Source organism: Nocardia grenadensis NBRC 108939, from assembly GCF_001613445.1.
GTDB classification, from domain to species: Bacteria; Actinomycetota; Actinomycetes; order Mycobacteriales; family Mycobacteriaceae; genus Nocardia; species Nocardia grenadensis.
This window is the reverse complement of the sequence record NZ_BDCJ01000025.1, coordinates 44242-68175: the sequence shown is the minus strand read 5'-3', so window position 1 is coordinate 68175 and position 23934 is coordinate 44242. Positions and strand designations below refer to the sequence as shown.

The window sequence follows — 23934 nt, the reverse complement described above, 5'->3', positions numbered from 1 at the left end:
CGCGCTGGGGCTCGCGAGCATAACGGCCTGGTCGACGTACCTCCACCGGCGTGCGGTGTGCGGCTCGCGGCGGGCCGGCCCGTTAGGGTTGGGCGTGCGGATCGAAACGGATTCAGGGCCCGCGGAGGCGGAGATCGATTATCCGGACGCTCCCGCGTTTCTGCTGGTCTTCACCCACGGGGCGGGCGGCGGGGTGGACTCCGCGGATATCACCACAGTGCGCGATACCGCGCTGGCCGCGGGTGGAGTGGTGGCCCGGGTGCTCCAGCCGTACCGGGTGGCCGGACGCCGCGCACCCGGCAAACCCGAGCCCCAGGACCGGGCCTGGGTGGAACTGATCACCGCTCTGCGCGCACAGCTCGGCCCGGATCTGCCGCTGGTACAGGGCGGGCGCAGCAATGGAGCCCGAGTGGCGTGCCGGACCGCGGTCGAGGTCGGCGCGCGCGGGGTGGTCGCCCTCTCGTTTCCGCTGCATCCGCCCGGAAAGCCGGAGAAATCCCGCCGCGACGAACTACTGGCCGCCGGCGCCGCGGAGGTGGTGGTGATCAACGGCGGGAGCGACCCGTTCGGCATCCCCGATGCCGCCGATGCCGCCGAGGTGCGGGTGATCCCGGGCCAGCCGCATTCCTTCCGGAAGGGTTTCGACACCATCGCCGAAACCCTCGTGCCGTGGTTCCGGCAGTGGAGTTCCTGACCAGGGCCACTGCTACTGCTCCGGCATGGGTTTGCGCGCCACGACCAGGGCATCGATCGCGTCTCCGCCCTCGGTCGGGCGCAGCACCTCCCGGGCCGTATCGATATCCAGTCCGGAATCGGCACCCAGATCCGCCACGACGTCCTCCGGCGTGAACAGGATCGCCGGGTCCTGAGGGCCGCCGTACCCCCGTGCCGGATTCTCGCTGTGGTGACCGAGCACCAGCAGCATTCCCCCGGGGGCGAGCGCGGCGGCGGCCTGCCGGAGCAGCCGCCGCCGTTCGGGAGCCGGGAGGTGCAGGAACACCAGCAGGATCAACTCCCACGGGCCGCCGAGGTCGAGCGCGGGATCGGTGAGGTCGGTGCACTGCCAGGTGATCCGTTCCCGGATCGACCGGGTGAGCCGGGTCGCCACGGTTCGGCCCTTGTCGATGCCGACCTGGGAGAAGTCGATGCCGTGCACCCGCCAGCCGTGCGTGGCCAGCCACAGTGCGTTCCGGCCCTCGCCGCAGGCCAGGTCGAGTGCGCGGGGCAGATCCGGTATCTCCCCGTCGGGGCCGGGCAGGCGGGGGACGCGCCGGTCCAGACCGTGCACGAACTCCACCACCGTGTTGTTCGGGGGTGCGCCCCACACCAGGTCGCTCTGTACATAGCGCGCATCCCATTCGGCCGCCTTCATACCGTCAAGTGTATGGAGGTGGCCGGGAACCGCCGATCGGTCAGGCCGTACCGGTTTCGGGCGGCCACCGCACCGGGGTGGTTTCGCGGATAGGGACCAGCGCGTCGAAGGCGGCGCGCAGCGTTTCCACCCGGAAGCGGGCTTCCTCGTCGCGAGCCGGGTCGTAAACGCCGCTGATCGCCGGCGAGCGCCCGGTGGGGATCGCCCGCCCCGGTGCGGATGTAGGCGTCGAGCCGCGCACCGGACCGCGCGGTGTCCTGGACGGCCAGTGTCCGTCGAGCTCTTCGCCGGAATCGAACCGGGACTCTCACAGCTGTGTGCGCATCAGAACCACGTTGTACTGATTGTGCACAGTGGTGAGAAAGTAGAGATCGTCTCCGGTCTGGTACGGGAAAATCGACGGCGCATAGGCCGTCGGCAATTCACGAGTATCGATCAATACCCGCGGTTCGCTCCAGGGGCCGGCCGGTGACGACGCGGTTCGCATCACCACCGAGTTGAAGGGATCGGTGGTGAGGGAGACGAATTGCCCGAGGTAGTCGTTCCACATCACCGACAGTTCCCCCACGCCGTGCATGATGGGTTGTGCCGCATTCACATCGCGTTTCCAGGTGCGGCCGTCCCAGTATTCGTAGGCGGCCAGGTCTTGGAAATCCGGTTCCCGGACCCGGGAGATATAGGCGGCATTGTCGCGACCCGACGGGGTGCCGTAGACGTAGACGAAACCGCCCTCCTTCACGAAGGCGTTCATCTGGAAATTGCGGTTCGCGCCCTCGTTGGGGCGGCGGGTGAAGGCGAGATCGGCCCAGGTTTCCCCGTTGTCCGCCGAAGCGGCCAGCCCGGAGTAATTGGTGGTCCATTCACCAGGGGTGTCCCATGTTTTCACCGACATCAGGCTCATGTATTGCACGCCGCCGATCGAGATACCGGCGGTCGGAATGCGGCTGATCTCCAGAAGTGGGATCTTCGGGCTGGGAATCAGGTCCCTGGCCTGGCCGAACACATCCTTGACCACGCTGTCGAAGTAGATCCCCTGCCGTGGATCCTGGGTATGACTGCGCACGAGAACATTACTGCGCCAAGCCCACATACTGCCCGCGAGAAGATTGGGGAAACCGACCCCGGCGGTATCGCCGAAAGCGGTCAGCATTTCGCCCTGTCCGTTATCCCACATAATGCCCAGGTCGGTACCGAGCATGTTGTAGCTGTGGGTTCCGTTCGGGCTCGCCATACCGGTCACCTGGAAAACGGCCCGAGTGGCTCCGTGCAACTGCGGAAGCCCGTTGGTGCCGTTCAAGACGGGGATCGGATTGATGGCGTTGGGATTCGCCGTGGCCGGTGCGGTGACTGCGATCAGTGCAGCCGATGCGCCCGCCAGCACAGAAATGAGTATCGAGCGGGTTCTCTTCAAGTCCGTCGGACCTCCGGGTCATGTCAAAGACGCCGCCGCATATGTGCGGCGCCTCGATGGATACACGGAACATTTCGACTGGCTGGCAGAACCCGGTCATGCTATCAGTGCATAGCACCTGATCAGACGCATTGTCGGTGGTTCAGTGCCGGTGTCATTCCGGGCCACGGCGATGGCGTTGTCCGGTCTTCGCCCAAAGGGTCCAGGGACTACGGCCCCCGGGCGACATAGATCACTCCATGGTCTAATCGGAAGTTAACCGCCGATTTCAGCGGGAGACTTCAGCGAGGAAGCGGAGGACATATGCTGCCGGCCGGAATGGACCCGCGCACACCGGTGCTCGTCGGCGTCGGACAGGTTGTGCACCGATCCGGTGAACCCGGCCTACCCGGACCAGTCGAGCTGGCGGCCGAATCACTGCGCCGGGCCGGTGCGGACAGTGGGACCGGGGACGCGCTGCTGCGTTCGGCGGATGTGATCGCCTCGGTGGCCCCGGTGAGCCGCCAGTACGCCGACCTGGGCGTGCTCGTCGCCGCCGACCTGGGCGCCGCGCCGAAACGGACAGTGCAATCGGCCCCCTACGGCGGAGACGCCCCGCAACGGCTGCTCAACCTGCTGGCCCGCGAGATCGCCGAGGGCCGGTCCGATATCGCGTTGCTCTGCGGGGCGGAATCGGTCGCCTCGTGGAATGTGGCGAAGCGGTCCGGGACCGATCCGGGCTGGCCGGAGCAGGACGAGAACGCCCGGCCCGACCAGATCGTCGGCTCCGACGACGCCCCCAACACCGAGATGGAGCTCGCGGCCGGATTGTGGGGTCCGATCTATGTGTACGCGCTGATGGAATCCGCCATGCGCAATCGGCTCGGCCTCGACGAACAGGCCCATCTGGCCCGGATCGGCGGGCTGTGGTCGCGGTTCTCCGCCGTGGCGGCGCGCAACCCCTACGCGTGGCTGCCCCACGAACGCAGTGTGAGCGAACTGGTCACCCCCGGACCCGACAACCGGATGGTCTCCACCCCGTACCCGAAGCTGCTGATGGCGAACCTGACGGTCGACCAGGGTGCGGCGCTGATCCTGTGCAGCGCCGCGGCGGCGGACGCGGCCGGGGTGCCGCGGGACCTCTGGGTCTTCCCGCATGGTGGCGCCACCGCTACCGATACCTGGTTCCTTTCCGAACGCACGGATATGGCCGCGTCCCCGGCCATCGCCGCGGCCGGCCGGGCCGCACTGGGCGGGGCGGGGATCGGCATCGACGATATCGCCCATATCGACCTGTACTCATGCTTCCCGGTGGCCGTACAGGTCGGCGCGGCGGCGCTGGGTCTGTGCATCGATGATCCGGCGCGACCCCTGACCGTGACCGGCGGCCTGACCTTCGGCGGCGGCCCCGGCAACAACTACAGCACCCACGGCATCGCCACCATGGCCGAGATCCTGCGGCGCAACCCCGGCGACTACGGACTGACCACCGCGCTCGGCTGGTACATCACCAAACACGGAGTGGGGGTCTACTCGGCGAAACCCCCCACCGAACTGTTCCGCCCGGTGGAGGCCGAGGTGCCGGTCGCCCGGCGGGAGACCGCACCCGGCTACACCGGTCCGGCGGTGATCGAGGCATACACGGTTCCGTACCGCAAGGGCAGCGCGGGCGACGAACCCGAAGCCGCTGTGGTGAGTGCGCTGAACCCCGCCGGTGCCCGCATACTTGTCCGGGCGACGGACAGCGAGACCATCGCGGCGGTCACCGCGGGCGACCGCTTGGGCGCCGCCATCGAGATCACCGCCGCCGACCGTTTCATTCTGCGTAGCGAGAGGACCGCCTGATGACCGAGACCGTGCTCCTGGACCGGTGCGATGCGATAACCGTGCTCACGGTGAACCGGCCCGCGGCGCGTAACGCCATCGATCTGGCCACCGCGAAGGCGATCGAGGCGGCACTCGACGAGTTCGAGGCCGACGATTCGTCCCGGGTCCTCGTATTGACCGGCGCCGAAGGGACCTTCAGCGCCGGAATGGATCTCATCGCCATGACCCGCGGTGAGGTGCCGGTGACCGAGCGCCGCGGCCCGCTCGGGATCGCCTCCAAGCCACCGGCGAAACCGATGATCGCCGCGGTCGAGGGTTTCGCACTGGCCGGCGGTTTCGAACTGGCCCTCTCCGGCGACCTGATCGTCGCCGCCCGGGACGCGAAATTCGGTCTGCCCGAGGTGAAACGCGGTCTGGTGGCGGCGGCCGGCGGCGTCATGCGGCTGACCCAGCGGTTGCCGCGCAGTATCGCCGCCGAACTGGCGCTCACCGGCGGGCGGATCAGCGCCGAACGCCTCTACCAGCTGGGCCTGGTCAACCGGGTGACCGAACCGGGTGAGGCGCTGGAGGTCGCGCTGGAACTGGCCGGTGAGATCGCCGCCGCCGCCCCGCTGGCGGTGGCCGCCAGTAAGCGGATCATCGACGAGACCCCGGACTGGACCGCGGCGGAGGGCTTCGCCAAACAGGGTGAGATCGCGCTGCCCGCGCTGGTTTCCAAGGACGCGGCCGAAGGCGCGCTGGCTTTCGCGGAGAAACGCGATCCGGTCTGGCAGGGACGCTGAGGTTCGGCGCCGGGCCGCGGCGCCGTTCGGCCCCGGCCCGGTCCGCTATTCGGGTGCCGAGGGTCCGGCCGGGTACAGCTAGGCGGCGCCGTGCAGGGTGGGCAGCCAGTCCAACAGGACCCGGGCGCAGCCTTCGGGGTCGTCGTAGAAGGGTGTGTGGCCACTGCCCGCGAGCGTGATGTGCCGGGCTCCGGGCAGTACTTCGCGAGCCCGCTTACTCTGCGTGGCGTAGGTGAGCAGGATGTCGCGATTGCCCCAGGCGATCGTCACCGGCACCTCGGCGAGCGCGGCGGGGTCGTGCAGCCGGGCGTCGGTGAACGAGTCCAGCGCCGGGGAGAAACCCAGGGAGTCGATTGCGCCGCGTGCGGTGTCCAGCGCGACCCGGGCGCTGACGGCCCACGGTTTACCGAAGACCAGGCCGAGGAAGGCGGTCCGGCCGGCCGCGGTACCGAGGACCTTGGGCACGGCCGGGCCGAGAACGCGGCCGAGTTTCTTCGACCGGCCCAGCGCCTGCTGGCACCAGACCCGGCCGGCGGTGTCCCAGAAGAAGATCGGGGAGAAGGCGGTGACCGAGCGGGCCAGACCGCGGGCGCCCAGGTTCAGCGCGATGCCGCCACCCATCGAGTTACCCGCCAGATGAGGTCGCTCGATGCCCTGTTCGGCCAGGAATTCGGCGAGGGCGTCGGTGAGTGTGTCCACGGTGGTACGCGGGAGCGGGGCGGAACCGCCGAAACCGGGGAGGTCCACCGCGATCACCTCGTAGTGGGCGGCCAGGGCGCCGATGACCGGTTCCCAGACCTGCCACCTGCTGCCGACGCCGTGGACCAGCACCAGCGGTTCACCGCGGCCTTCGCGATGGTGCTCGAGGATCGTCATATTCGCCGCTCTCCGATCGGGACGCGATTCCGGGTCCCAGACTAACAGCAGGCGCCGGCCCTCAGTTGGCTCCGCGCGGGCGCGTGAGAGCCGGGGGACCCGGCCCGGTTCAGGCCGCGAAGAGGGTCGGCGGCTGTGAATCACAGCCGAATTCCGGCCCCGGGTTGCACGCCGTATGTAGGTGCGACTACACACATGCGTGGACGTCGGTGGGTGGCCGCGGGTGCTGTTCCCCGGCCGACACGGCGTCCGTGCGATACATCTGAGAGAGGAACCCGGTGCGGAAGACCCTGATTGCCGCGACGTTCGTCATTCTGCCGCTGTTCGCGGCGGCCTGCGGTAGCGATACCGACTCCGCGCCGGCGCTGACCGAAGCGGACCTGTCCAAATCCCTGCAGGAAAAGGGACTCCAGGATCCCGCCTTCGCCGACTGCGCCGCGAAACTCTACATCGGCGAAGGCATTTCGCAGGACGGCCTGCGGACCATGGTCGGCGACGAATTCGATACCCGGATGGCGGACCCGGAGACCCTGGGCATGAGCGAGGAAGACGCCGACAAGGCCCGGGCGGCGACCAACAAGATCGTCACCGAATGCCTCGGTAAGACGCAGTAGTAGTCGTGCGGAAATGATTCTCGCTGAGCGCAATACTGCTCTCGGGAATCACCTCCCAGCAGCATGCCTGCATGACACCACAGAATCCGCCCTTCGCCGCGGCCCGTACGGCCGCGGTGATAGGCGCCGACCCGGTGGGCGTGACCGTCGCGCTGGGGTTGCTCGACGCGGGATTCGACGTCGCCCTCTACAGCGATCGTGACCAGAACGCGTTGCGCAGTCGAACCCGGCCGGGCGTTCGGGCTGTCGCGGTGGCCCCGCCGCCTACGGGGCCGGCCGGGAGCGGTCGGCGCCCGGGCCGCCCGCGGCCGACCGGCCGTATCGCCTTCGACGGGTATGTCGGCGTCATGGTCGACAGTTCGCTCGAGACCTCGGGCCGGATCGCCTCCTTCGTCGAGCGTGGCGGCGCCTTCCTGGTGGAATCGGTGACGCCGGAATCACTGGGCGCGATCGCCGCGTCCACCGATCTCACCCTGGTCGCCGCCGGTCGCGGCCGCCTGGCCGGATACTTCCCGGCCGCCGGGGTCCGGCCCGTTCACCGCGGCTCGCCCCGGTCGCTGCGCGGGTTGTATGTGCTCATCCGGACCCCCGGTTCCGATCGCATCGAGCCGAACCCTCCCGCCGCGGGCCCACGGATGGTGCACTGAGAAGTGCAGCACCAGTCGAGTCCGGCCCGCGCCGGAGACAGGAGGCTCCGGCGTGTCCGTGGCAGTTGTGGTCGGTAACCCGAAACCGGCATCCCGAACTCTCTCCGCGGCCGTCGGCCTCGCCACGGCGCTGCGGCCGGATACCGAGCCTGCGGTCATCGATCTGGTCGAGTTCGGGCCCGGTCTGCTGAGCTGGGGAGACCCCGCGGTCGCGGCGGCTGCCCGCACCGTCGCCGCCGCCGAACTGGTCGTCTTCGCCAGCCCCACGTTCAAGGCCACCTATACCGGCCTGCTGAAGCTCTTCCTGGAGCAGTTCGACGGCGGTACCGGCCTGGCCGGAGTACTGGCCGTCCCCCTGATGCTGGGTGCCGGTCCCGCGCACGCGCTCGCTCCCGATCTGCTGCTCAAACCGGTCCTGGTGGAACTGGGCGCCACCACCGCCCTGCCCGGGTTGTATCTCGCCGACCGGACTTTCGCCGAGGACGGCGTACTGGACGCCTATGCCGAGCGGTGGCGCCCGGTGGCGCAGGCGCTGTCGGCCACGGTGACCCATTCGAAGTGAAGGGCTGATCATGAACGATGTCTTCGAAACCCCCGCCGACGGCACCGGCCTGCGGCGTGCCTTCGCCAACTTCCCGAGCGGGGTCGTCGCGGTCTGCGCCGAGGTCGACGGGAAACCGGTCGGCCTGGCGGTGAGCACTTTCGTCCCGGTCTCCCTGGATCCGCCGCTGGTGTCGTTCTGTATCCAGAACAGTTCGTCGACCTGGCCCAAGCTGGTCGATGCCGGCTATCTCGGCCTGAGTCTGCTCGGCACCGATCAACAGGAGGCCGCGCGCTCGCTCAGCTCGCGGACCGGCGACCGTTTCCGCGATCTGGAGCTGCACGAGGGCACCGGCGAAGCGGTGTTCATCCAGGGCGCCTCGGTATGGATCGAGGGGTCGCCCGAAGCGCACGTCCCGGCCGGTGACCACACCGTGGTGATCCTGCGGATCAACCGGCTGGCCATCCACCCCGACCGGGAGCCCCTCGTATTCCACGGTTCGCGGTTCCGCCTCCTGCACGCCAGCTGACCGGCACGGCCGCGGGGTTTCGCCCAGGATGGCGCCGGTCGGGTTCGTGCGGTGTGGGAGTCGATCACCTGCCGACGCCGTCGAGTCACGCGGGTGCGCCGTGGAGTGCTACTGCGCCGGTGCGGGCCGCCACGGACGGCATGCCGGACAACCGGGGAGAAGTCGGCGAAACCGGCGGCAATTCACTGGAGGAGTGCGCCCGGCTTTGCGAGAGTAGCGGCATGGCACAGTTCACCAGCGCGCCGCCGGCGTCCTTCGATTCCTTCGATGGAACCCGCATCTATTACCGGCGGATGGGCTCCGGCTCCCCGGTGATCATGATCCACGGGTCCGGCGGGGGACTGCACTCGTGGCAGCCGGTGGCCGAGTATCTGGCGGACCGGTTCGAGCTGTGGCTGCCGGCCCGCCGCGGCTATGCGCCCAGCGGGCCCGGCCACGCCCCCAAGCACTACGCCGACGAGCTGAGTGATCTCGGGGTGATCATCGATATGATCGGTCGGCCCGCCCATCTGGTGGGTATGTCCTACGGCGCCACGGTCGCTCTGCACGCCGCGGCGGCCGGACTCCCGATCCGTTCGCTGGCGCTGTGGGAGCCACCGCTGTACGCGGCGGGCGCGGAGCTGGCGCCGGTGCTGACCCGGTTCGAAGAACTCACCGCGCAGGGCGAACGGGGCCGGGCGGTCCGGCTGCTGGCGGAGAAGGTGTCCCGCGTTCCGGCGGCGCTGCTGGCGGCCGCCGGGGATATCGAACCGGACGAGAACGAACCCGACGACTCCTACGGCTGGAGCCGCGATCTCGAGTCGATGATCGCCGATACGACCTATCTCGAACGCTGGTCGAGCGTGACCACCCCGACACTACTGATGCGCGGTGCCGATACCTGGCAGCCGATGCCGGAGACCGTCGAGCGGCTGGCGACCGGAATGCCGCACGCGCGGCTCGAGACGTTTCCCGGGCAGACCCATTTCGCGCCGTCGACGAGCCCCGAAACCGTGGCGAGGGCGCTCGCGGAGTTCCTGTACTAGCCCGGCGCTCGCGGGTGTCGAAGCCTTGGCGGAATGAGGCACGACTCCGAGAACGAGTGCGCTGTTCAGAACCGGAACCGTACGATGCGGGTGGACCGTTTCATGCCCGGCAGCAGGGCCAGGAGGCGGAATATGCGGCGCGCGTTCGCGGGCGCCTTCGCCATCAGCACCGGTGAGTCGTTCATCGGCACCTCATCGATGTATTCGAGCCGTGGGTGCCACTCGGCCAGGGCGGCGGGATCGTCGAAGCCGCAGCGGAACCGGGTGTCGTATTTGCGCAGCGTGGGGTCCCACCGCGAGATGCGCCGCGCCCAAGCCGCCACCGTGTCGACTTGGATCTGCCCGGTGGGGAAAGCGTCGACTACGCCGGTCAGCAGGCGCCGGGCGTCGGTTTCGGTCAGGTAGGGCACCAGTCCCTCCGCTATCACCAGCACCGGTCGGCCGCGGGGGATGCGGTCCAGCCAGGTCGAGTCGGTGACGTCGGATTCGATCAGGGTGTAGTGGTCGCGCGGCGGCAAGAACTGTTTCCGCACTTCGATCATGGCCGGGTAATCCAGGTCGTACCAGTCGACGGTGGCGGGCGGGGCGATCCGGTACACCCGGGCGTCGAGGCCGCAGCCCAGGTGGAGCACTACCGCGGCGGGGTGATCGGCGAGAAAGCCTCTGGCCCAGTCGTCGTGGATCTTGGCGCGCACCACGGCCACGAGGCCCAGTTGGCTGGTGCCGAATCTGCCGCTGTCGTAGGCGGGGTCGAGGCGGCGCATCACCCGCTCGGCGTACTCGTCACCGAGAATCGGGTCCGGCAGCCGGTTGTCCAGCGCTTTGGCCGCGAGCACGGGGCGGGCGGTCTGCTGCACTCCGACGAGTCCGCTGTCTTCCACGCTCGTCTACAGTACTCATGTTTCACGAATTTCGTGAAACATCGGACAAGAGGGCTGCGAAAGCCACGACGAGGAGACTGCTTCAGTGACGCGAGCGGACGAGATCGCTATCGCCGGCTTCCAGGAACGGTTCGCGCAGATCATGGTCGAATCCGGTATGCCGCGGATGGCCGCGCGCGTATTCGCCGCACTGCTGGTCACCGACTCCGGCAAGCTGTCGGCCGCCGAACTCGCCGAGCGGCTGGGCGTCGGCGCGCCGGCCATCTCGGGGGCGGTCAAATACCTGGTCCAGGTGCGGCTCGTCGAACGCGGCCGCGAACCCGGTAGCCGGCGTGACTTCTGCCGGATCCGGGAGCACACCTGGAGCCACTACATCAGCCGATCCGACCCGGTCCTGGCTCGGGTGCAGGTCGGCGCCGCCGAGGGCGCCGAGCTTCTGGATCCCGCTTCCCCCGCCGGGCAGCGACTGGCCGAGACCCGCCGGTTCTTCGAATTCCTGCGCGCGGAGATCGAACAGTCGATGGCCAAGTGGCGGCGGCTTCAGGCCGACGAACGGGAGCCCGGCTGACATAGGTGGCCGCGACCGCGGCCGTCGGCGAGCTCATGCGGCGGCTTCCGGAGCCGGGCCCCGCCGGTGCTCCGCAGTGCCGCGCGAACTCGGCTCGGGCAGTCCGCGCGCCAAGCCGGTCGTGCCGGCGACACCACGCCCACCCGCTCCCGGCCCGTCGAGTGCTCTACGGTGCGATATCCCCGGGGCGTAACCGAGCGCCGAACTCGCAATAGATCTGGTAGGCACGACTTTCGGCGGCGCGCCGGGCGGGTAGCAGCGATTGCCGCGTCCACTCGGCCGATGTCTTCGCAAAGTGGCACGCGAAGATTCGGGACCGGCAGCGCAAAGGAAAGTCCGTACGCGCGATGATCAACCGCAATGAGGATGGAGCCGGTGACGGGAATCGAACCCGCGCCATCTGCTTGGGAAGCAGAGATTCTGCCATTGAACTACACCGGCATGCGCCCATAGGCGCGAAGGGCAGCTTAGCAGAGGGCAGGCCGGAGCTCTAAATCTTTCGGTTCACGCTCCGGCCGTCCACGCCCGGGTCAACGTTCGGACCAGACGCCGAGTTGGTTGCCGCTGGGGTCGGTGAAGTGGAAGCGGCGGCCGCCGGGGAAGTCGAAGGGGCCTTCGGTGACCGTGCCGCCGGACGCTCCGACATTCCGGAGGGTGGTGTCGAGGTCGTCGGAGTACAGCAGGACCAGGGGGCCGCCGCCGGTGGGGGCCTCGTCGGTGGAGGCCAGCCCGCCCGCTTCCCCTTCGGAGCCGTCGAAGCGGCGGATACCGGCGTAGGCGGGACCGTAGTCGTTGAACTCCCAGCCGAAGGCCGATCGGTAGAAGGTTTTGGCGGCGTCGAGGTCGGTGACGGCGAGTTCGATGTAGTCGATGCCGTGATGGGTGTGGGGGCTCGTCTCGGCCATGGGAGTACCTCCTGATCGGCGGCTGTCTGTGCGTGCGGATGGGTCTCGCCCATCGGGTGGAGTATGCCCGAGGGTGCTGACAGGAAACGGGACCGCGCGGACCGGGGGCCTCGCCTCGCGGGGCGGTCGCTACGCTCGTGGCGTGCTGCTTTCCGATCGTGACATCCGGGCGGAGTTCGCCGCCGGACGGCTTGGGCTCGAACCGTTCGAGGACACCCTGGTCCAGCCGTCGAGTATTGATGTGCGGCTGGACCGGATGTTCCGGGTCTTCAACAACACTCGCTACACCCATATCGACCCGGCCCAGCGCCAGGACGAGCTGACGAGCCTGGTGGAGCCCGCCGAGGGCGAGCCGTTCGTGTTGCATCCGGGTGAGTTCGTGCTCGGGTCCACCCTGGAGGTGTGCACCCTGCCCGACGATCTGGCCGGGCGGTTGGAGGGTAAGTCGAGTCTGGGGCGGCTGGGGCTGCTCACGCATTCGACCGCCGGGTTCATCGACCCCGGCTTCAGCGGGCACATCACCCTGGAACTGTCGAATGTGGCGAATCTGCCGATCACCTTGTGGCCGGGTATGAAGATAGGGCAGCTGTGCCTGTTCCGGTTGACCAGTCCGGCCGAGAATCCGTACGGCAGCGCGGGCGCCGGATCGAAGTACCAGGGGCAGCGCGGGCCGACCCCGTCGCGGGCGTACCTGAATTTCCCGGCGCCGAGCCGGTGACCGCGCTCCGGTGGTGAACTCGGTGTGGCCGACCGGCTCGTGCAACCCGGCCTGGTCGCCGGCCTTCGTCACGAATGCCGAGCGCGCGATGGTGGTGCTGCCGGACGGCGCCGGCGATCCCGGCGAGCACGCGGTGGGTCCGCGAGTCGCGGGCCGTAGCGAGGGGTTCCTGCTCGCCAACGTTCGGTACGACGAGTACCCGGGCTCGGATACGGTGCCGATCGCCGATGTGGTCGAGGTCGTGCGGCACATTGTCGCCGCGGGGTCGTGGCCGGTGGGTGCGCGCTGGGTGGCTGATCGCTGAGCGGAGGCCGCTACGGGTCGTCCGTGGCACGCGGACCGAGCACCAGATCGGCGGCCCGGGCCAGCACTGCCGCGCGGTCGGTGCCATCGAGCGGGTCGGCGGCCAGGAAGTGCATACCGATCCGCGCGCAGAAGGCGAGCAGGCTGCGGGCCTCGACTTCCACGGGATCGGTGAAGTAGGTGCCGATCATTTCGCGCAGTAGCGCCATGCGCTGGTTGTCCACCCGGCGCAGGCGGGTCGCGACCTCGTCGTCGCGCCGGGCCCAGTCGCGCACGGCGAGGTCGATGGGCAGCAGTTCGGGGGAGAGGGTCAGTGCCCCGGCCCGCTGGATCTTGGCCCGGGCATCGCCGCCTTCGCGCGTGACACTTTCCAGGACGTCGTCGATGCTGCGTCGCTCCCAGGTGTCCAGCATCGCCTCGAGTAGTGCGTTGCGGTCGGCGAAGTAGCCGTAGAAGCCGCCCTTGGTCACGCCGAGTGATTTCGCGAGCGCTTCGACGCGGACGGCGTCGGGGCCGCCGCGCGCCAGAGCGCGAAGCCCTTCGTCGATCCAGCCGGTACTGGTCGTCCGTACCGCGCCCATATGTCTCCCTTCACCATCCAAGATCTATACGCCACCGTATATTCGCGCTACCGTCTAATATACGCCAGCGTATAACAGGAAGTGGGTGTCGAAGATGACCGAGAATTCCGAGCTTCACCCGGCCACCGGGCCGGTCGCCCGCCGGCAGCACCAGATCGGCGCATCGATCCGGGCGCACAGCGGTATGGCGGACTACGACTACGCCGACCAGTTCACGATCGACACATTGCCCGGCACGGTCGCGGCACCGGAGGAATGGGCGCGCACGGTGCTCGGCGAAGTGGCCGGTGCGCGCGGCCAGTTCGTCTGGCGGGTCGTACTGGGTCTGCGGCTGCGGCGCCGGTCGGCGGCCGGACAGGTGGCCGGCTGGCCGATCGTCGAACGCGGTGCCACCTGGATCACACTGGGAGCCCGGTCGTGGCTGATCAACGGCCGTCTGGTGGTCGAGCTCACCGACGGCACCGCTGCGGTGGCCACCTTCGTCCACTACGAATGCCGGATGGGGGAGCGGGTCTGGGCCGCCGTCTCCCCGGGGCATCGGCGTTTCGTGCCGTTATTGCTGACCGAAGCGTCACGGATCCTGTCCGCCTGGTAGGAAGCGGCGCTGCGGATCACCCCGGGTGGCGTATCGAACGGACACAGCATGGCGTCCGGGCGGGCTACGTCCGGCGGACCTGGCCGCCGGACGTAGCCCCATCCCCGGTCATTCCGCGGCGCCACCGGCCAGCAACGCGGCGTTGATCACCGTGGACAGCGGGGGCAGCAGGCCGTCGCGTTCCGGCGCCACGACCCAGTTGCACCCCTCGCGGTTCCACCGGCCCAGCCCGGTGGGCAGCATGACGGCGCTACCCACCCCCGGGATATCGATATCGATGCGCTGCAACATCTCGACCACTTCCGGATCCGTCCGGCGATCCGGGTAGGCCAGGAAGGTCCAGCGAATCTGGCGGGCGAGCATCGGAACTCGGATCTCCCGCGAATCCAGCAGGTCGCGTACGGCTTTCGCGCGTTCGGTCGGTAGGTGGACGACGCAGGCCCGGCTGGTGATCGGCAACATCACGAAACCGCCGCGTTCGGTGGCCGGTAACCCGAATTCGTGGCGATAGTAAGCGGCCCAGTCGTCGACTGTTCTGAGCTTTTCCACGTTCACGGTGAACCCCTTGCCTCCTGCTGCCGAGCCTCCCTGGCGTGCCGAGCCACGGCCTGAGCCGGTCTCGCCGACCTGTCCTTCCAGGATCGCGCCCGCACCGGCGCGTCGGAACCGCCTACACGCTCCCGTTCCACTGCCCTTGCGCTGCCATTGCCGGTAATGGCGAAATTCCTTGTGGTTGCAGTCACATTCGGCTCGTACCCTGGAGAAGGCAATCGTTCGGAAAGGGTGACAACGTGGTCGGCCAGTGGTCTGGAAGGGAGGCCCGGGCGCTTCGCGAGGCCAAGCGGATGAGTATCCGGGAGTTCGCGGCACATCTGGGTGTGCACGAACGACTGGTGTCCAAATGGGAGGCCGGGGGCGACCGGGTGCATCCGCGTCCGGTGAACCAGGCTGCCCTCGATACCTGTCTCGCCCGTTCCGACGACGTCGAACGGACCCGGTTCGCGGCGTTGACCGTCCCCGAACCCGTTCCCGGTTCGCTCCCGGACGCCGGCCGGTACGCCGCGTCCGGCGGATATTCCAATGACGCCGAACTCCTGGCCCTCATCGATACCGGTGCGGCCCGCGGGGAAGGACTGGCGGCGATTTCGGAGAGGGATCTGATCATGGCGGCAGCGCACGAGGCGAGCGAACACGCGGGCCGGGCCGAGAGTACGAATATCGGTCCGAGCACGCTGGACCAGCTCGACGCCGATGTGACGCGGATCGCGAACGACTACGTGCACACCCCGCCGATGCCGATGATGGTCGAGATGTTGCGGGTGCGACGCCGGGTGTACCGGCTGCTGGAGGGCCATCAGCGGCCCTCGGATACCGGCCACCTATACCTGTTGGCGGGCTCGCTGTCGGGGTTGCTCGCCAACGCGAGTACCGATCTCGGCTATCTCGATGCCGCCGGGGAACAGATCCGGGCCGCCTGGGCGTACGCGGAGCTGTGCGGCCACAACGGGTTACGGGCTTGGTCGCGGGGGATGCACGCGCTGATCGAATACTGGTCCGAACGGCCGCACCGGGCGCTACAGCTGGCACAGCACGGCCAGGAGTTCGCGGATTCGGCCACCGCCGCGGTGCGCCTGCACAATATCGAGGCGCGGATCTGGTCGAAGATCGGAAGTACCGCCGATACCGAGCGGTGCATCCGTGCCGCCGCCGACGCGAGTGCCGGGCCCGGGGCCGACAGCCTGCACGACGAAGTGGGCGGGGTGTTCGGTTTCTCCGACGCCAAAGCCGGCTATTACGCAGGCGCGACCTATATCCATCTCGGCCTGGCCGAACCCGCGCTGGCGGCCACCGAACGCACGATCGAGCTCTACCGGACCGGCCCGGCGCGGCAGCGTTCCTACGGTGCCGAATCCCTGGCCCGCGTCGATTCGGCCGCCGCCCATCTGATCAACGGCAGCCTCGACGGCGCCACGGCGGCCCTGCTGCCGGTCCTGGCCCTCGACGAGGACAAGCGGATCGCCCAGTTGGAGGAACGCCTGACGGGCCTGCGGCGGCGGATCTGCGCTCCGGCTTTCCGTGGGGTCGCCGAGGCGCGGGCGCTCGATGAGCGGATCGAAGAATTCTGCGACTCGACCGCGGCGCGCAGCCTGCCTCCGGGCGGCGGATAGCCGCGGCGACCGGGTGTGCTCGAGCGGGCGCGGGAGCGGCGGAATCAACGCCAGTTTTCCGCCCCGGCGCAGGCCGGCGGTCCGGAGCGGATGGTCCGTGCGGCGGTAACAGGCCGGCGCCGGGGCGGGGCGGGCCGGATATCCGCTTGCCCCTGGTGGCACCATGGACCGGGTGAGTACTGGCCATTCGCACCCCGCGCCCCGGATTCTGGAGCAGTCCAAGAAGCTGCAGAATGTCGTATACGAGATCCGGGGACCGGTACACGCGCACGCGGCACGGCTGGAATCCGAGGGCCACCGGATCCTGAAACTCAATATCGGCAATCCCGCGCCCTTCGGCTTCGAAGCCCCCGATGTGATCATGCGGGATATGATCGCCGCCCTGCCGACCGCGCAGGGCTACTCCGAGTCCAAGGGCATACTGCCCGCTCGCCGGGCGATCGTGACCCGCTACGAGCTGGTCCCCGGTTTCCCGGAACTCGATGTCGACGATGTCTATCTCGGCAACGGGGTCTCCGAGCTGATCACCATCACCATGCAGGCACTGCTGGACAACGGGGACGAGGTGCTGATCCCGGCCCCCGACTATCCGCTCTGGACGGCGATGACCAGCCTGGCCGGCGGCACCCCGGTGCACTATCTCTGTGACGAGGCCAGTGGCTGGCAGCCCGATATCGCCGATATCGAATCGAAGATCACCGAACGTACCAAGGCGCTGCTGGTGATCAACCCCAACAATCCGACCGGTGCGGTGTACTCGGCGGAGGTGTTGCAGCAGCTCGTCGATCTGGCGCGCAAGCATCGGCTGCTGCTGCTGGCGGACGAGATCTACGACAAGATCCTCTACGACGATGCCAAGCACATCTCGCTCGCGACGCTGGCGCCCGATCTGCTGTGCCTCACCTTCAACGGTCTGTCCAAGGCCTACCGGGTGGCCGGTTATCGATCCGGCTGGCTGGCCATCACCGGGCCCAAGGAGCACGCCGCCGGCTTCCTGGAGGGGGTGGATCTGCTCGCGTCGTCGCGGCTGTGCCCGAATGTGCCCGCACAGCACGCCATTCAGGTCGCGCTCGGGGGGTATCAGAGCATCGAGGATCTGATCCTGCCGGGCGGGCGGTTGCTGGAGCAGCGTGATGTGGCCTGGGAGCGGTTGAACGCGATTCCCGGCGTGTCGTGCGTGAAACCCAAAGGCGCGCTGTATGCGTTCCCTAGGCTGGACCCCGAGGTACACGAGATCCACGACGACGAGAAGCTGGTGCAGGATCTGCTGCTGCAGGAGAAGATCCTGATGGTTCAGGGCACCGGTTTCAACTGGCCGCATCATGATCATCTGCGGATCGTGACCTTGCCGTGGGCTCGCGATCTGGCCGTTGCCATAGAGCGTTTCGGCAATTTCCTCGCGAACTATCGACAGTAGCGTGGCGGGTAACTTCGGGGTAAAACCGACCTTCCATCCGGATTAAACCCAATTTTCCGAACCTACTGGCACAAAAGAGGATTCTGTGTGTACAGTGGTCCTCGGCACCTCAAAGTGCCCGGCCAGGTTGTCTACCCCCCCTGGGCAACCTGGTCCTCGGGTTAGGCCGCCTACCCCCCTGGGCCGCCTGCCCGCGGGCGGCGGAGACATCCCCCTGCTCTCCGCCGCCCCTTCCCGAGGTCCTCGGAAATATAGCGAAATCGCAGCGTAAGCCGCATCTGCCGGTCACGAGAGCCCTCGGTGAATCCTCTAGGCTGACCGGGGTGAGCGACCACCATCACCATCACGACCACTCCCGGCCGATCGCCATCGGCGCGACCGCCGCCCGCGTCGTGATCGGTTTGCTGGTCGCCGTCGGAATCGTTGTCGTCGTCGCCACGATCGCCCTGTGGCCCGACCGCCAACAGGTCGAGATCCCGCTGCCCTTGCAGAACGCCGATGGAACCGCGGTGGTCACCGAGGCCGGGAAGGTGATCCGGCAGGATATCGGCGCCTGTGGCAGTCCGTCCATCGGCCGGGTCTTCGACGGTGAACCCCAGCCGCCCACCATGCGGGTCTACGACTGCCAGCGCAGTCTGATCGCCATCGAATCCGGTCCGCACGAGGGTAAGCACACTCTGCTCGAAATCGCGCCCGGCCCTGGACAACCCGATCTCGCCGCCGGGGACGACCTGCGGATCGTGCGGCAGACCGGGCCGGACGGGACGCCGCTGTATTCGTTCGACGATTACGCGCGCGGTATGCCACTGAGCCTGATCGTGCTGGCCTTCGTCGTGGTGATCGTGGTGGTCGCCCGCTGGCGTGGAGTCCGGGCGCTGCTCGGCCTGATATTCGCGTTCGCGGTGCTGGTGTTCTTCCTGCTGCCCGCGCTGCTGGACGGAAAGCCCGCGATACCGGTGGCGCTGGTCGCCGGATCCCTGATCCTGTACGCGGTCCTGTATCTGGCGCACGGCGTGAATCTGCGCACCAGTTCCGCGCTGCTGGGCACCCTCACCTCCATGGTGGTGGCGGCGGTGCTGTCCTGGCTGACCATCGAGGCGACCACGCTCACCGGCCTGTCCGAGGAGCAGAACACCAATGTCGCGACCTATATCGAGCATGTCAGCATCACCGGCCTGCTGCTGGCCGGATTCATCATCGGTTCGCTCGGTGTGCTCAACGATGTGACCATCACCCAGGCGTCCGCGGCGTTCGAACTCGCGGAACTGGACAAGAAGGCCAGCCGTCGCGAAGTGTTCGCCGCGGCCATGCGGGTGGGCCGTGACCATATCGCCAGTACCGTGTACACCCTGGTACTGGCCTATGCCGGTGGGGCCCTGCCGCTGCTGCTGCTGTTCAGCGTGGCGGGGCGGCCGATCCGGGATGTGCTGGTGGGCGACGCGGTGGCCATCGAGATCGCGCGATCGGCGGTCGGCGGTATCTGCCTGGCGCTGTCGGTCCCCCTGACGACCGGTATCGCGGTCATGCTGGCCAAGCCGTTCGGCAACAAACCCTCCGGCGGCCCGGTCGCCCCGGCCCGGCGGACCGCGGGGGCCCGGCGCTCGGATACCGGAACGCACCGTAAGGTCGCTCGCCCGGGTGATACCGAGGGCGGCGCGCCGCGCAAGCGGTCCGGCCGTGGTTATCAGCCGTGGCCGACGACCGGGGAACAGCCGCGGGCACCGCGCGGTTCCGGTGACCAGCGTCCCGGTCCGCGAACCGGTGAGACACCGGTCGTGCGGGGCGGGCAGTACGGGCCGCCGCAGTCCGCGCAGCGGTATCCCGCCCGGCCGGAACCGCGGAACCGGCAACCCGGACCTCCGCGTTCGGACAATCAGTGGCCGAACAGCGGTGAGCAACGCGAGATTCGCCGCTGGCGTCCGGGCCGGCCCGGACCGGGCTACGGCGAGGGCTGACCTGTCGGCGCGGCCGTGCGGATACGCGGCTCGGGCGGTCAGCGGTTCGGCGGCGGCGGTGGAAACAGCGGCGGAATGGTCGGGACGACGATCGGCGGCAGACCCGGCACCTGGAAGGTGTTCGGGCCGTTGGTGGTCGTGGGCGTCTCGGTCTCCCGGGGCACCACCACCGGAGGTGGCTCGGCCAGCGATGCGTGCTCTGGCGCGGTGGTCAGCGATGCTCCCGCCATACCGGGGCGAGCCGTGGGTGAGGTCGCCGAGGTCGCCGGTGGCGGGGTCGTACCTTCGACGGTGGTCGATTCCTGGCGGAACATGTGCTGGCCGTAACCGAGGCCGATACCGATCGCGGCCACCACCACCAGCGCGCTCACGGCCACCGCGGCGACGCCGAGCTCACGGCGCCGGCGCTGCGGAGGTTCCCGGAACGACCGCCGGGGCAGTAGTTTCTGCGGAATCCGCAGCGCGATGGTCGGCGGATCCTCCTCGGGTGTCAGTTGCGGACCCGGGGACGCGACCGGGCGCGCCACCACGGTCTGCGGTGCGGCCGCGGTCCCGCTCGCGTACTTCTCGGCGTCGGGGTGCTCGGCGGCGGCAACGGTATGCACGACGGAATCGGTCGGCAGGTCGACCGCGGTACCGGCGGGCGGGCCGAAGATTCCGGGTTGTGGCATGGGCATATTCGGGCGCGAAACGGCCGGGGCGACAACGGTCGCTTTCGTGACCGTGTGCTCCGGTGCCGCCGGAGGGCTTTCTAGTCCGGCGCCGAAGATGCCGACCTGTGGTGCGGGCGGGGTATCGGTGGCCTGCGCCGCGACGGTCGCGAGTGATGGCGTCGAACTGTCCGAGCGCGGCGGGGTAACGGCCGGACGCGATTCCGGCGCCCGCTGCGCCAGCAGGGCGGCACCGCGCGCCATCGCCGCCTCCGGCTCCGGCGGCACCAGCACCGGCATCTCCAGGATTTCCCGGAGCGTGCGGCTCACCAGTGGGATACGGACACCGCCGCCCACCGCGAGCACAGCCTGCACCGGGCGGCCCGAACGGCCGATGATCTCCCGGGTGGAGTGAACCGAGGCCTCGACGGCCCGGGCGATGAGAGCGGTGAAATTCTCCTGGGTGAGCAGCACCGGACCGTAATCGCTGGGTAGCGCCACCGCGGAGCTGCCCGAAAGCTTTTCCTTCGCCGAGCGGCACAGCGCATCCAGCCGCGCCAGACCGTCCGGGGCGGGCGGATGGGCGATCCGGCCGGAGTTGATCTGCTGCTCCCGGATCAGCGAATCGAAATATTCGCCGCTGATATCGCCGGTGCGTTCGGTATGCACGATCTGCCCGTCGGCGACCTCCACGACGGTGACCGACAGACCGGAAGCGCCCAGATCGTAGACACCGAGTGTGCCGACCCCGGCCAGTGCGCCGGAGGCGTTGGCGAATTCGAGCGTGGCCTCGAAATCGGGCACGATGTCGTAGTCGTCGAGCCCGTGTTCGGCCATTGCCACGTGCATGGCCTCGGCCTGCGACTCGTCGCGGCAGGCCAGAACGGTCCGGGCGATTCCGGGGTCGGAATTCAATGCGGCGGCCACCGAGAGCGCGGCCCGCTCGGCGCTCGGGGTCTCGGGCGGGACGACGAAGGTCCGCAGCTCGAACGACTGTGGATCGGACGTCGCGGCACCCGCAGGTGGGCGTGCCAGGCGGATCGCGCCGGTTCCCACCGACACTCCCAGTGCTGAACTCATCGGCAGCCCATCCGTACTTCCCGCTTCACGATCTGCGAGCGTCGCCCGGTCGATGGTGACGGCTCATCCCCCGAACCACTCTTGTCGACAGTACCGCCCCGCCCCGTCACCACGGGAGGCGGCAGCCACCGGCGTTGCCGAACCGGCCCCACGATGCTACGGGGTGCCCAGCCCGGCGTACACCCATCCGCCCGAGCGCCAGGCGGCCCGATCGAGACAATTGCGACCGTCGATGATCGAGCGTGCCCGCACCACGCCGTCCAGATCCTGTGGGCGCAGCCGCACGAACTCGTTCCATTCGGTGAGTACCAGCACCACATCGGCGCGTTCGCAGGCTTCCGCCACCGAGGTGGCGTAGTTGAGTGTGGGAAATACGCGACCGGAGTTCTCCAGGGCCTTCGGGTCGTAGACGGTGACGACCGCACCGTGCAGCTGGATCATGCCGGCCACATTCAGCGCGGGAGAGTCGCGCACATCGTCGGATTCGGGTTTGAAGGCCGCGCCGAGTACCGCCACGTTCGCACCGAGCAGTGACCCGCCGCAGGCCCGGGCCGCCATATCCACCATCTTGGTGCGGCGTCGCATATTGATGTTGTCGACCTCGCGCAGGAAGGCCAGCGCGTGATCGGCGCCGAGTTCCCCGGCCCGGGCCATGAAGGCGCGAATATCCTTGGGCAGGCAGCCGCCGCCGAAACCGACTCCGGCATCGAGGAAGCGGCGGCCGATCCGGGCGTCGTAACCGAGGGCGTCGGCCAGTACCGTGACATCGGCACCGGTGGCCTCACACACCTCGGAGACCGCGTTGATGTAGGAGATCTTGGTCGCCAAGAACGCGTTGGCGGACACCTTGACCAGTTCCGCGGTGGCCAGATCGGTGCGCAGGAAGGGGACCTCCGCGGCCAGGAGCTCCGCGTACAGCTCCTCGACCACCTCGCGCACCCAGGCCGACCGCTCGCGCTGCTCGTCCACGCCGAGCACCAGCCGGTCCGGGCGCAGGGTGTCCTCGACCGCGAAGCCCTCGCGAAGGAATTCGGGATTCCACGCGACCTCCACTTCCACCGCGGTGAGGGCGCGGGCGCGGCGACCGAGCTCGGCGGCGGTTCCCACCGGGACGGTGGACTTGCCGATGATCACCGACGGGCGGGTGATCAGCGGTGCGAGCGTATCCACGACCGCGTGCACATATTTCAGGTCGGCGGCGTACTCGCCCTTCTTCTGCGGAGTGCCGACCCCGAGGAAATGTACGTCGGCATGGTCGGCCGCTTCGGCATAGGAGGTGGTGAACCTGAGCCGGCCCGCGTCGAGGTTGCGGCGCAGCACCTTCTCGAGGCCGGGTTCGTAGAAAGGAGTGACACCGTCGGAGAGTTTCGCGACTTTGCCCGGGTCGATATCGACCCCGATCACATCGTGCCCGAGCTCGGCCATACACGCTGCGTGCGTGGCCCCCAGGTACCCGGTTCCGAAGACTGTGCATCGCATGATCGATTGGTAATCCCCGCCGGTGCACACACCAGAAAACCGAGGCGAGGTGCCGGGCAACAGCAGATGTACACCGGGCGACGTTGTATGCCGAACTGTGCTGTCAGTGCGTATCTCCACATTCGCTTCGGCAGGGGACGCCGCGGGCGCCTGCCTGTTCGCTGCGGCTGTGCGTTCGGCGCGCTCCGGTGGGTTCGTCCGGTCCCCGCGTTCTGTGCGTACCTCGGCGCGCGCTTCGGCCGGGAGCTCTGTGCTCGCCTGTGCGTTCGTTCCGGCCGGGTCCGGCCCGCGTGCCACACTTTCGGTCCGGGCATACGCGTCCTGTGAATCTCTGTGGATGGACCGTGCCCGTTAGGATCGCGGCCGTGCGCCGCCGACTCGTCCTCGCCGCGGCGGTGGTCTCTGTCGTCGTGCTGGTGCTCGGACTGTGGCCGGTCTATGTGAGTCCGCAGCGTGAGGAGCCCGCGCCCGCCGATGCGATCCTGGTGCTCGGCGGCGCCCATGACGGGCGGGAAGAACTGGGGCTCCGGCTGGCCCGCGCGGGATACGCGCCGCGGGTACTGATCTCCAACCCGTACGAGGACAGTCCGCTGGTGAACCGGATCTGTCACGGTGGGTACAGCTTCGAGGTCATCTGCTTCGATCCGTCGCCACGTACGACGCGGGGGGAGGGACGCTATCTCGCCGATCAGGCGCGCAAGCACGGTTGGGATCGGGTCATCGTGGTCACCTTCACCCCGCATATATCCCGGGCCAGGTTCGTGTTGGGCAAGTGCTGGGGTGGCCGGCTGCTGTTCGTGGACACCCGTCCGCGGCTGTCGGTGCCGCGCTGGGCCTATGACTATGTCTATCAATCGGTGGGGTACGGGAAGGCGATTTTCGAGGATTGCCGGGAGTAGTCCGGAGGATTTCCGAAGCTGTGAGGGCACATGCCTTCAGTTTGACGCGGTGGCGGTGACCTGGCTACATTCGCACTGGCACCGGTAGTCGCCGGATCTGCTGCGACGACGCATGAAGCCTTCGGGAGCGGG

26 protein-coding genes, 1 tRNA gene and 1 pseudogene are annotated in these 23934 nt (G+C 68.5%); 17 read left to right on the top strand and 11 right to left on the bottom strand.

What is annotated here, in order from left to right; genetic code table 11:
* Positions 1-94: 94 nt before the first annotated feature.
* A complete protein-coding gene (locus NGR01S_RS24740) occupies positions 95-694 on the top strand; it encodes an alpha/beta hydrolase family protein (RefSeq protein WP_063040857.1) in 600 nt (199 codons plus the stop codon).
* Between the two features lie 12 nt (positions 695-706).
* Here the strand turns inward: NGR01S_RS24740 and NGR01S_RS24735 are convergent, their stop codons facing one another.
* The 3 genes from NGR01S_RS24735 to NGR01S_RS24725 all read right to left on the bottom strand — a co-directional run bounded on the left by NGR01S_RS24735 (position 707) and on the right by NGR01S_RS24725 (position 2603).
* Complete coding sequence (locus tag NGR01S_RS24735) at positions 707-1372, bottom strand: class I SAM-dependent methyltransferase (protein ID WP_063040855.1); 666 nt, start codon at positions 1370-1372, stop codon at positions 707-709.
* Between the two features lie 40 nt (positions 1373-1412).
* The gene (locus NGR01S_RS24730) at positions 1413-1613 is read right to left on the bottom strand and encodes a hypothetical protein (protein WP_063040849.1); all 201 of its coding nucleotides are present in this window, start codon (positions 1611-1613) and stop codon (positions 1413-1415) included.
* 66 nt (positions 1614-1679) lie between these two features.
* On the bottom strand, positions 1680-2603 hold the full coding sequence (locus NGR01S_RS24725; protein WP_245664757.1) for a glycoside hydrolase family 183 protein: 924 nt from the start codon (positions 2601-2603) through the stop codon (positions 1680-1682).
* 55 nt (positions 2604-2658) lie between these two features.
* Between NGR01S_RS24725 and NGR01S_RS32695 the strand changes: the two genes are divergently transcribed.
* From NGR01S_RS32695 to NGR01S_RS24715, 3 genes are all read left to right on the top strand, one after another.
* Positions 2659-2898, top strand: coding sequence for a hypothetical protein (locus NGR01S_RS32695; protein WP_245664756.1), 240 nt, complete (start codon positions 2659-2661; stop codon positions 2896-2898).
* Positions 2899-3086: 188 nt separating this feature from the next.
* Entirely contained in the window at positions 3087-4607 is a 1521-nt protein-coding gene (locus tag NGR01S_RS24720; RefSeq protein ID WP_063040845.1) for a TLP1 C-terminal extension domain-containing protein, read from the top strand.
* Positions 4607-5371, top strand: a complete 765-nt coding sequence (locus NGR01S_RS24715; protein WP_063040843.1) for a crotonase/enoyl-CoA hydratase family protein — start codon at positions 4607-4609, stop codon at positions 5369-5371. Before NGR01S_RS24720 ends, NGR01S_RS24715 begins: the two co-directional genes overlap by 1 nt.
* Positions 5372-5449: 78 nt before the next feature.
* Here the strand turns inward: NGR01S_RS24715 and NGR01S_RS24710 are convergent, their stop codons facing one another.
* Positions 5450-6247, bottom strand: coding sequence for an alpha/beta fold hydrolase (locus NGR01S_RS24710; RefSeq protein ID WP_063040841.1), 798 nt, complete (start codon positions 6245-6247; stop codon positions 5450-5452).
* Positions 6248-6525: 278 nt separating this feature from the next.
* Here NGR01S_RS24710 and NGR01S_RS24705 point away from each other — a divergent pair, with 278 nt between their 5' ends.
* The 5 genes from NGR01S_RS24705 to NGR01S_RS24685 all read left to right on the top strand — a co-directional run bounded on the left by NGR01S_RS24705 (position 6526) and on the right by NGR01S_RS24685 (position 9603).
* Entirely contained in the window at positions 6526-6861 is a 336-nt protein-coding gene (locus NGR01S_RS24705; protein ID WP_063040839.1) for a hypothetical protein, read from the top strand.
* A gap of 71 nt (positions 6862-6932) precedes the next feature.
* On the top strand, positions 6933-7508 hold the full coding sequence (locus NGR01S_RS24700) for a hypothetical protein (protein WP_063040837.1): 576 nt from the start codon (positions 6933-6935) through the stop codon (positions 7506-7508).
* 52 nt (positions 7509-7560) lie between these two features.
* A complete protein-coding gene (locus NGR01S_RS24695) occupies positions 7561-8070 on the top strand; it encodes an NADPH-dependent FMN reductase (protein ID WP_063040835.1) in 510 nt (169 codons plus the stop codon).
* A gap of 10 nt (positions 8071-8080) precedes the next feature.
* Positions 8081-8578 (top strand): flavin reductase family protein, encoded by a 498-nt coding sequence (locus NGR01S_RS24690; protein WP_063040833.1) that lies wholly within the window; start codon positions 8081-8083, stop codon positions 8576-8578.
* Positions 8579-8799: 221 nt separating this feature from the next.
* The gene (locus tag NGR01S_RS24685) at positions 8800-9603 is read left to right on the top strand and encodes an alpha/beta fold hydrolase (RefSeq protein WP_169811962.1); all 804 of its coding nucleotides are present in this window, start codon (positions 8800-8802) and stop codon (positions 9601-9603) included.
* A 65-nt stretch (positions 9604-9668) separates the two neighbouring features.
* Here the strand turns inward: NGR01S_RS24685 and NGR01S_RS24680 are convergent, their stop codons facing one another.
* Positions 9669-10484: a class I SAM-dependent methyltransferase gene (locus NGR01S_RS24680; RefSeq protein WP_063040829.1), complete on the bottom strand. Its 816-nt coding sequence runs from the start codon at positions 10482-10484 to the stop codon at positions 9669-9671.
* A gap of 85 nt (positions 10485-10569) precedes the next feature.
* On the opposite strand from NGR01S_RS24680, the gene NGR01S_RS24675 reads away from it, so the two are divergent.
* On the top strand, positions 10570-11052 hold the full coding sequence (locus tag NGR01S_RS24675; RefSeq protein ID WP_063040827.1) for a GbsR/MarR family transcriptional regulator: 483 nt from the start codon (positions 10570-10572) through the stop codon (positions 11050-11052).
* Positions 11053-11419: 367 nt separating this feature from the next.
* Here the strand turns inward: NGR01S_RS24675 and NGR01S_RS24670 are convergent.
* Both NGR01S_RS24670 and NGR01S_RS24665 read right to left on the bottom strand, forming a co-directional pair.
* Positions 11420-11493 (bottom strand) — tRNA-Gly (locus NGR01S_RS24670).
* Between the two features lie 89 nt (positions 11494-11582).
* Complete coding sequence (locus NGR01S_RS24665) at positions 11583-11957, bottom strand: VOC family protein (RefSeq protein ID WP_063040825.1); 375 nt, start codon at positions 11955-11957, stop codon at positions 11583-11585.
* A gap of 142 nt (positions 11958-12099) precedes the next feature.
* Here NGR01S_RS24665 and dcd point away from each other — a divergent pair, with 142 nt between their 5' ends.
* Together dcd and NGR01S_RS24655 are read left to right on the top strand one after the other, a co-directional pair.
* On the top strand, positions 12100-12675 hold the full coding sequence (gene dcd / locus NGR01S_RS24660) for a dCTP deaminase (RefSeq protein ID WP_063040823.1): 576 nt from the start codon (positions 12100-12102) through the stop codon (positions 12673-12675).
* Positions 12676-12685: 10 nt separating this feature from the next.
* Positions 12686-12979, top strand: a complete 294-nt coding sequence (locus NGR01S_RS24655) for a hypothetical protein (protein WP_063040821.1) — start codon at positions 12686-12688, stop codon at positions 12977-12979.
* A 10-nt stretch (positions 12980-12989) separates the two neighbouring features.
* Here the strand turns inward: NGR01S_RS24655 and NGR01S_RS24650 are convergent, their stop codons facing one another.
* Complete coding sequence (locus NGR01S_RS24650) at positions 12990-13559, bottom strand: TetR/AcrR family transcriptional regulator (RefSeq protein ID WP_063040819.1); 570 nt, start codon at positions 13557-13559, stop codon at positions 12990-12992.
* A gap of 94 nt (positions 13560-13653) precedes the next feature.
* On the opposite strand from NGR01S_RS24650, the gene NGR01S_RS24645 reads away from it, so the two are divergent.
* Positions 13654-14154 (top strand): hypothetical protein, encoded by a 501-nt coding sequence (locus NGR01S_RS24645; protein WP_063040817.1) that lies wholly within the window; start codon positions 13654-13656, stop codon positions 14152-14154.
* A gap of 108 nt (positions 14155-14262) precedes the next feature.
* On the opposite strand, the gene NGR01S_RS24640 is transcribed toward NGR01S_RS24645, so the two are convergent.
* Positions 14263-14709, bottom strand: coding sequence for a hypothetical protein (locus tag NGR01S_RS24640; protein ID WP_063040815.1), 447 nt, complete (start codon positions 14707-14709; stop codon positions 14263-14265).
* Positions 14710-14999: 290 nt separating this feature from the next.
* Between NGR01S_RS24640 and NGR01S_RS24635 the strand changes: the two genes are divergently transcribed.
* The 3 genes and pseudogenes from NGR01S_RS24635 to NGR01S_RS24625 form a co-directional block, all read left to right on the top strand.
* Positions 15000-16322, top strand: a complete 1323-nt coding sequence (locus NGR01S_RS24635; protein ID WP_084481677.1) for a helix-turn-helix domain-containing protein — start codon at positions 15000-15002, stop codon at positions 16320-16322.
* 163 nt (positions 16323-16485) lie between these two features.
* Positions 16486-17739, top strand: a complete 1254-nt coding sequence (locus NGR01S_RS24630) for a pyridoxal phosphate-dependent aminotransferase (RefSeq protein ID WP_063040806.1) — start codon at positions 16486-16488, stop codon at positions 17737-17739.
* Between the two features lie 323 nt (positions 17740-18062).
* Positions 18063-19334, top strand: a pseudogene (locus NGR01S_RS24625) (YibE/F family protein); the annotation flags it as partial.
* A gap of 398 nt (positions 19335-19732) precedes the next feature.
* On the opposite strand, the gene NGR01S_RS24620 reads toward NGR01S_RS24625, so the two are convergent.
* Positions 19733-21424: a DUF7159 family protein gene (locus tag NGR01S_RS24620; RefSeq protein ID WP_084481676.1), complete on the bottom strand. Its 1692-nt coding sequence runs from the start codon at positions 21422-21424 to the stop codon at positions 19733-19735.
* 156 nt (positions 21425-21580) lie between these two features.
* A complete protein-coding gene (locus NGR01S_RS24615; protein WP_063040802.1) occupies positions 21581-22903 on the bottom strand; it encodes a UDP-glucose dehydrogenase family protein in 1323 nt (440 codons plus the stop codon).
* Between the two features lie 344 nt (positions 22904-23247).
* On the opposite strand from NGR01S_RS24615, the gene NGR01S_RS24610 reads away from it, so the two are divergent.
* Entirely contained in the window at positions 23248-23802 is a 555-nt protein-coding gene (locus tag NGR01S_RS24610; protein WP_245664754.1) for a YdcF family protein, read from the top strand.
* Positions 23803-23934: the final 132 nt, after the last annotated feature.

Coding starts and splice junctions, on each gene's coding strand:
- NGR01S_RS24685 (WP_169811962.1), top strand. CDS start 8,800: ATGGCACAGTTCACCAGCGCGCCGCCGGCGTCCTTCGATTCCTTCGAT.
- NGR01S_RS24725 (WP_245664757.1), bottom strand. CDS start 2,603: ATGGCGAGCCCGAACGGAACCCACAGCTACAACATGCTCGGTACCGAC.
- NGR01S_RS24720 (WP_063040845.1), top strand. CDS start 3,087: ATGCTGCCGGCCGGAATGGACCCGCGCACACCGGTGCTCGTCGGCGTC.
- NGR01S_RS24645 (WP_063040817.1), top strand. CDS start 13,654: ATGACCGAGAATTCCGAGCTTCACCCGGCCACCGGGCCGGTCGCCCGC.
- NGR01S_RS24710 (WP_063040841.1), bottom strand. CDS start 6,247: ATGACGATCCTCGAGCACCATCGCGAAGGCCGCGGTGAACCGCTGGTG.
- NGR01S_RS24630 (WP_063040806.1), top strand. CDS start 16,486: ATGGACCGGGTGAGTACTGGCCATTCGCACCCCGCGCCCCGGATTCTG.
- NGR01S_RS24690 (WP_063040833.1), top strand. CDS start 8,081: ATGAACGATGTCTTCGAAACCCCCGCCGACGGCACCGGCCTGCGGCGT.
- NGR01S_RS24735 (WP_063040855.1), bottom strand. CDS start 1,372: ATGAAGGCGGCCGAATGGGATGCGCGCTATGTACAGAGCGACCTGGTG.
- NGR01S_RS24665 (WP_063040825.1), bottom strand. CDS start 11,957: ATGGCCGAGACGAGCCCCCACACCCATCACGGCATCGACTACATCGAA.
- NGR01S_RS24615 (WP_063040802.1), bottom strand. CDS start 22,903: ATGCGATGCACAGTCTTCGGAACCGGGTACCTGGGGGCCACGCACGCA.
- NGR01S_RS24650 (WP_063040819.1), bottom strand. CDS start 13,559: ATGGGCGCGGTACGGACGACCAGTACCGGCTGGATCGACGAAGGGCTT.
- NGR01S_RS24635 (WP_084481677.1), top strand. CDS start 15,000: ATGAGTATCCGGGAGTTCGCGGCACATCTGGGTGTGCACGAACGACTG.
- NGR01S_RS24700 (WP_063040837.1), top strand. CDS start 6,933: ATGACACCACAGAATCCGCCCTTCGCCGCGGCCCGTACGGCCGCGGTG.
- NGR01S_RS24620 (WP_084481676.1), bottom strand. CDS start 21,424: ATGAGTTCAGCACTGGGAGTGTCGGTGGGAACCGGCGCGATCCGCCTG.
- NGR01S_RS24715 (WP_063040843.1), top strand. CDS start 4,607: ATGACCGAGACCGTGCTCCTGGACCGGTGCGATGCGATAACCGTGCTC.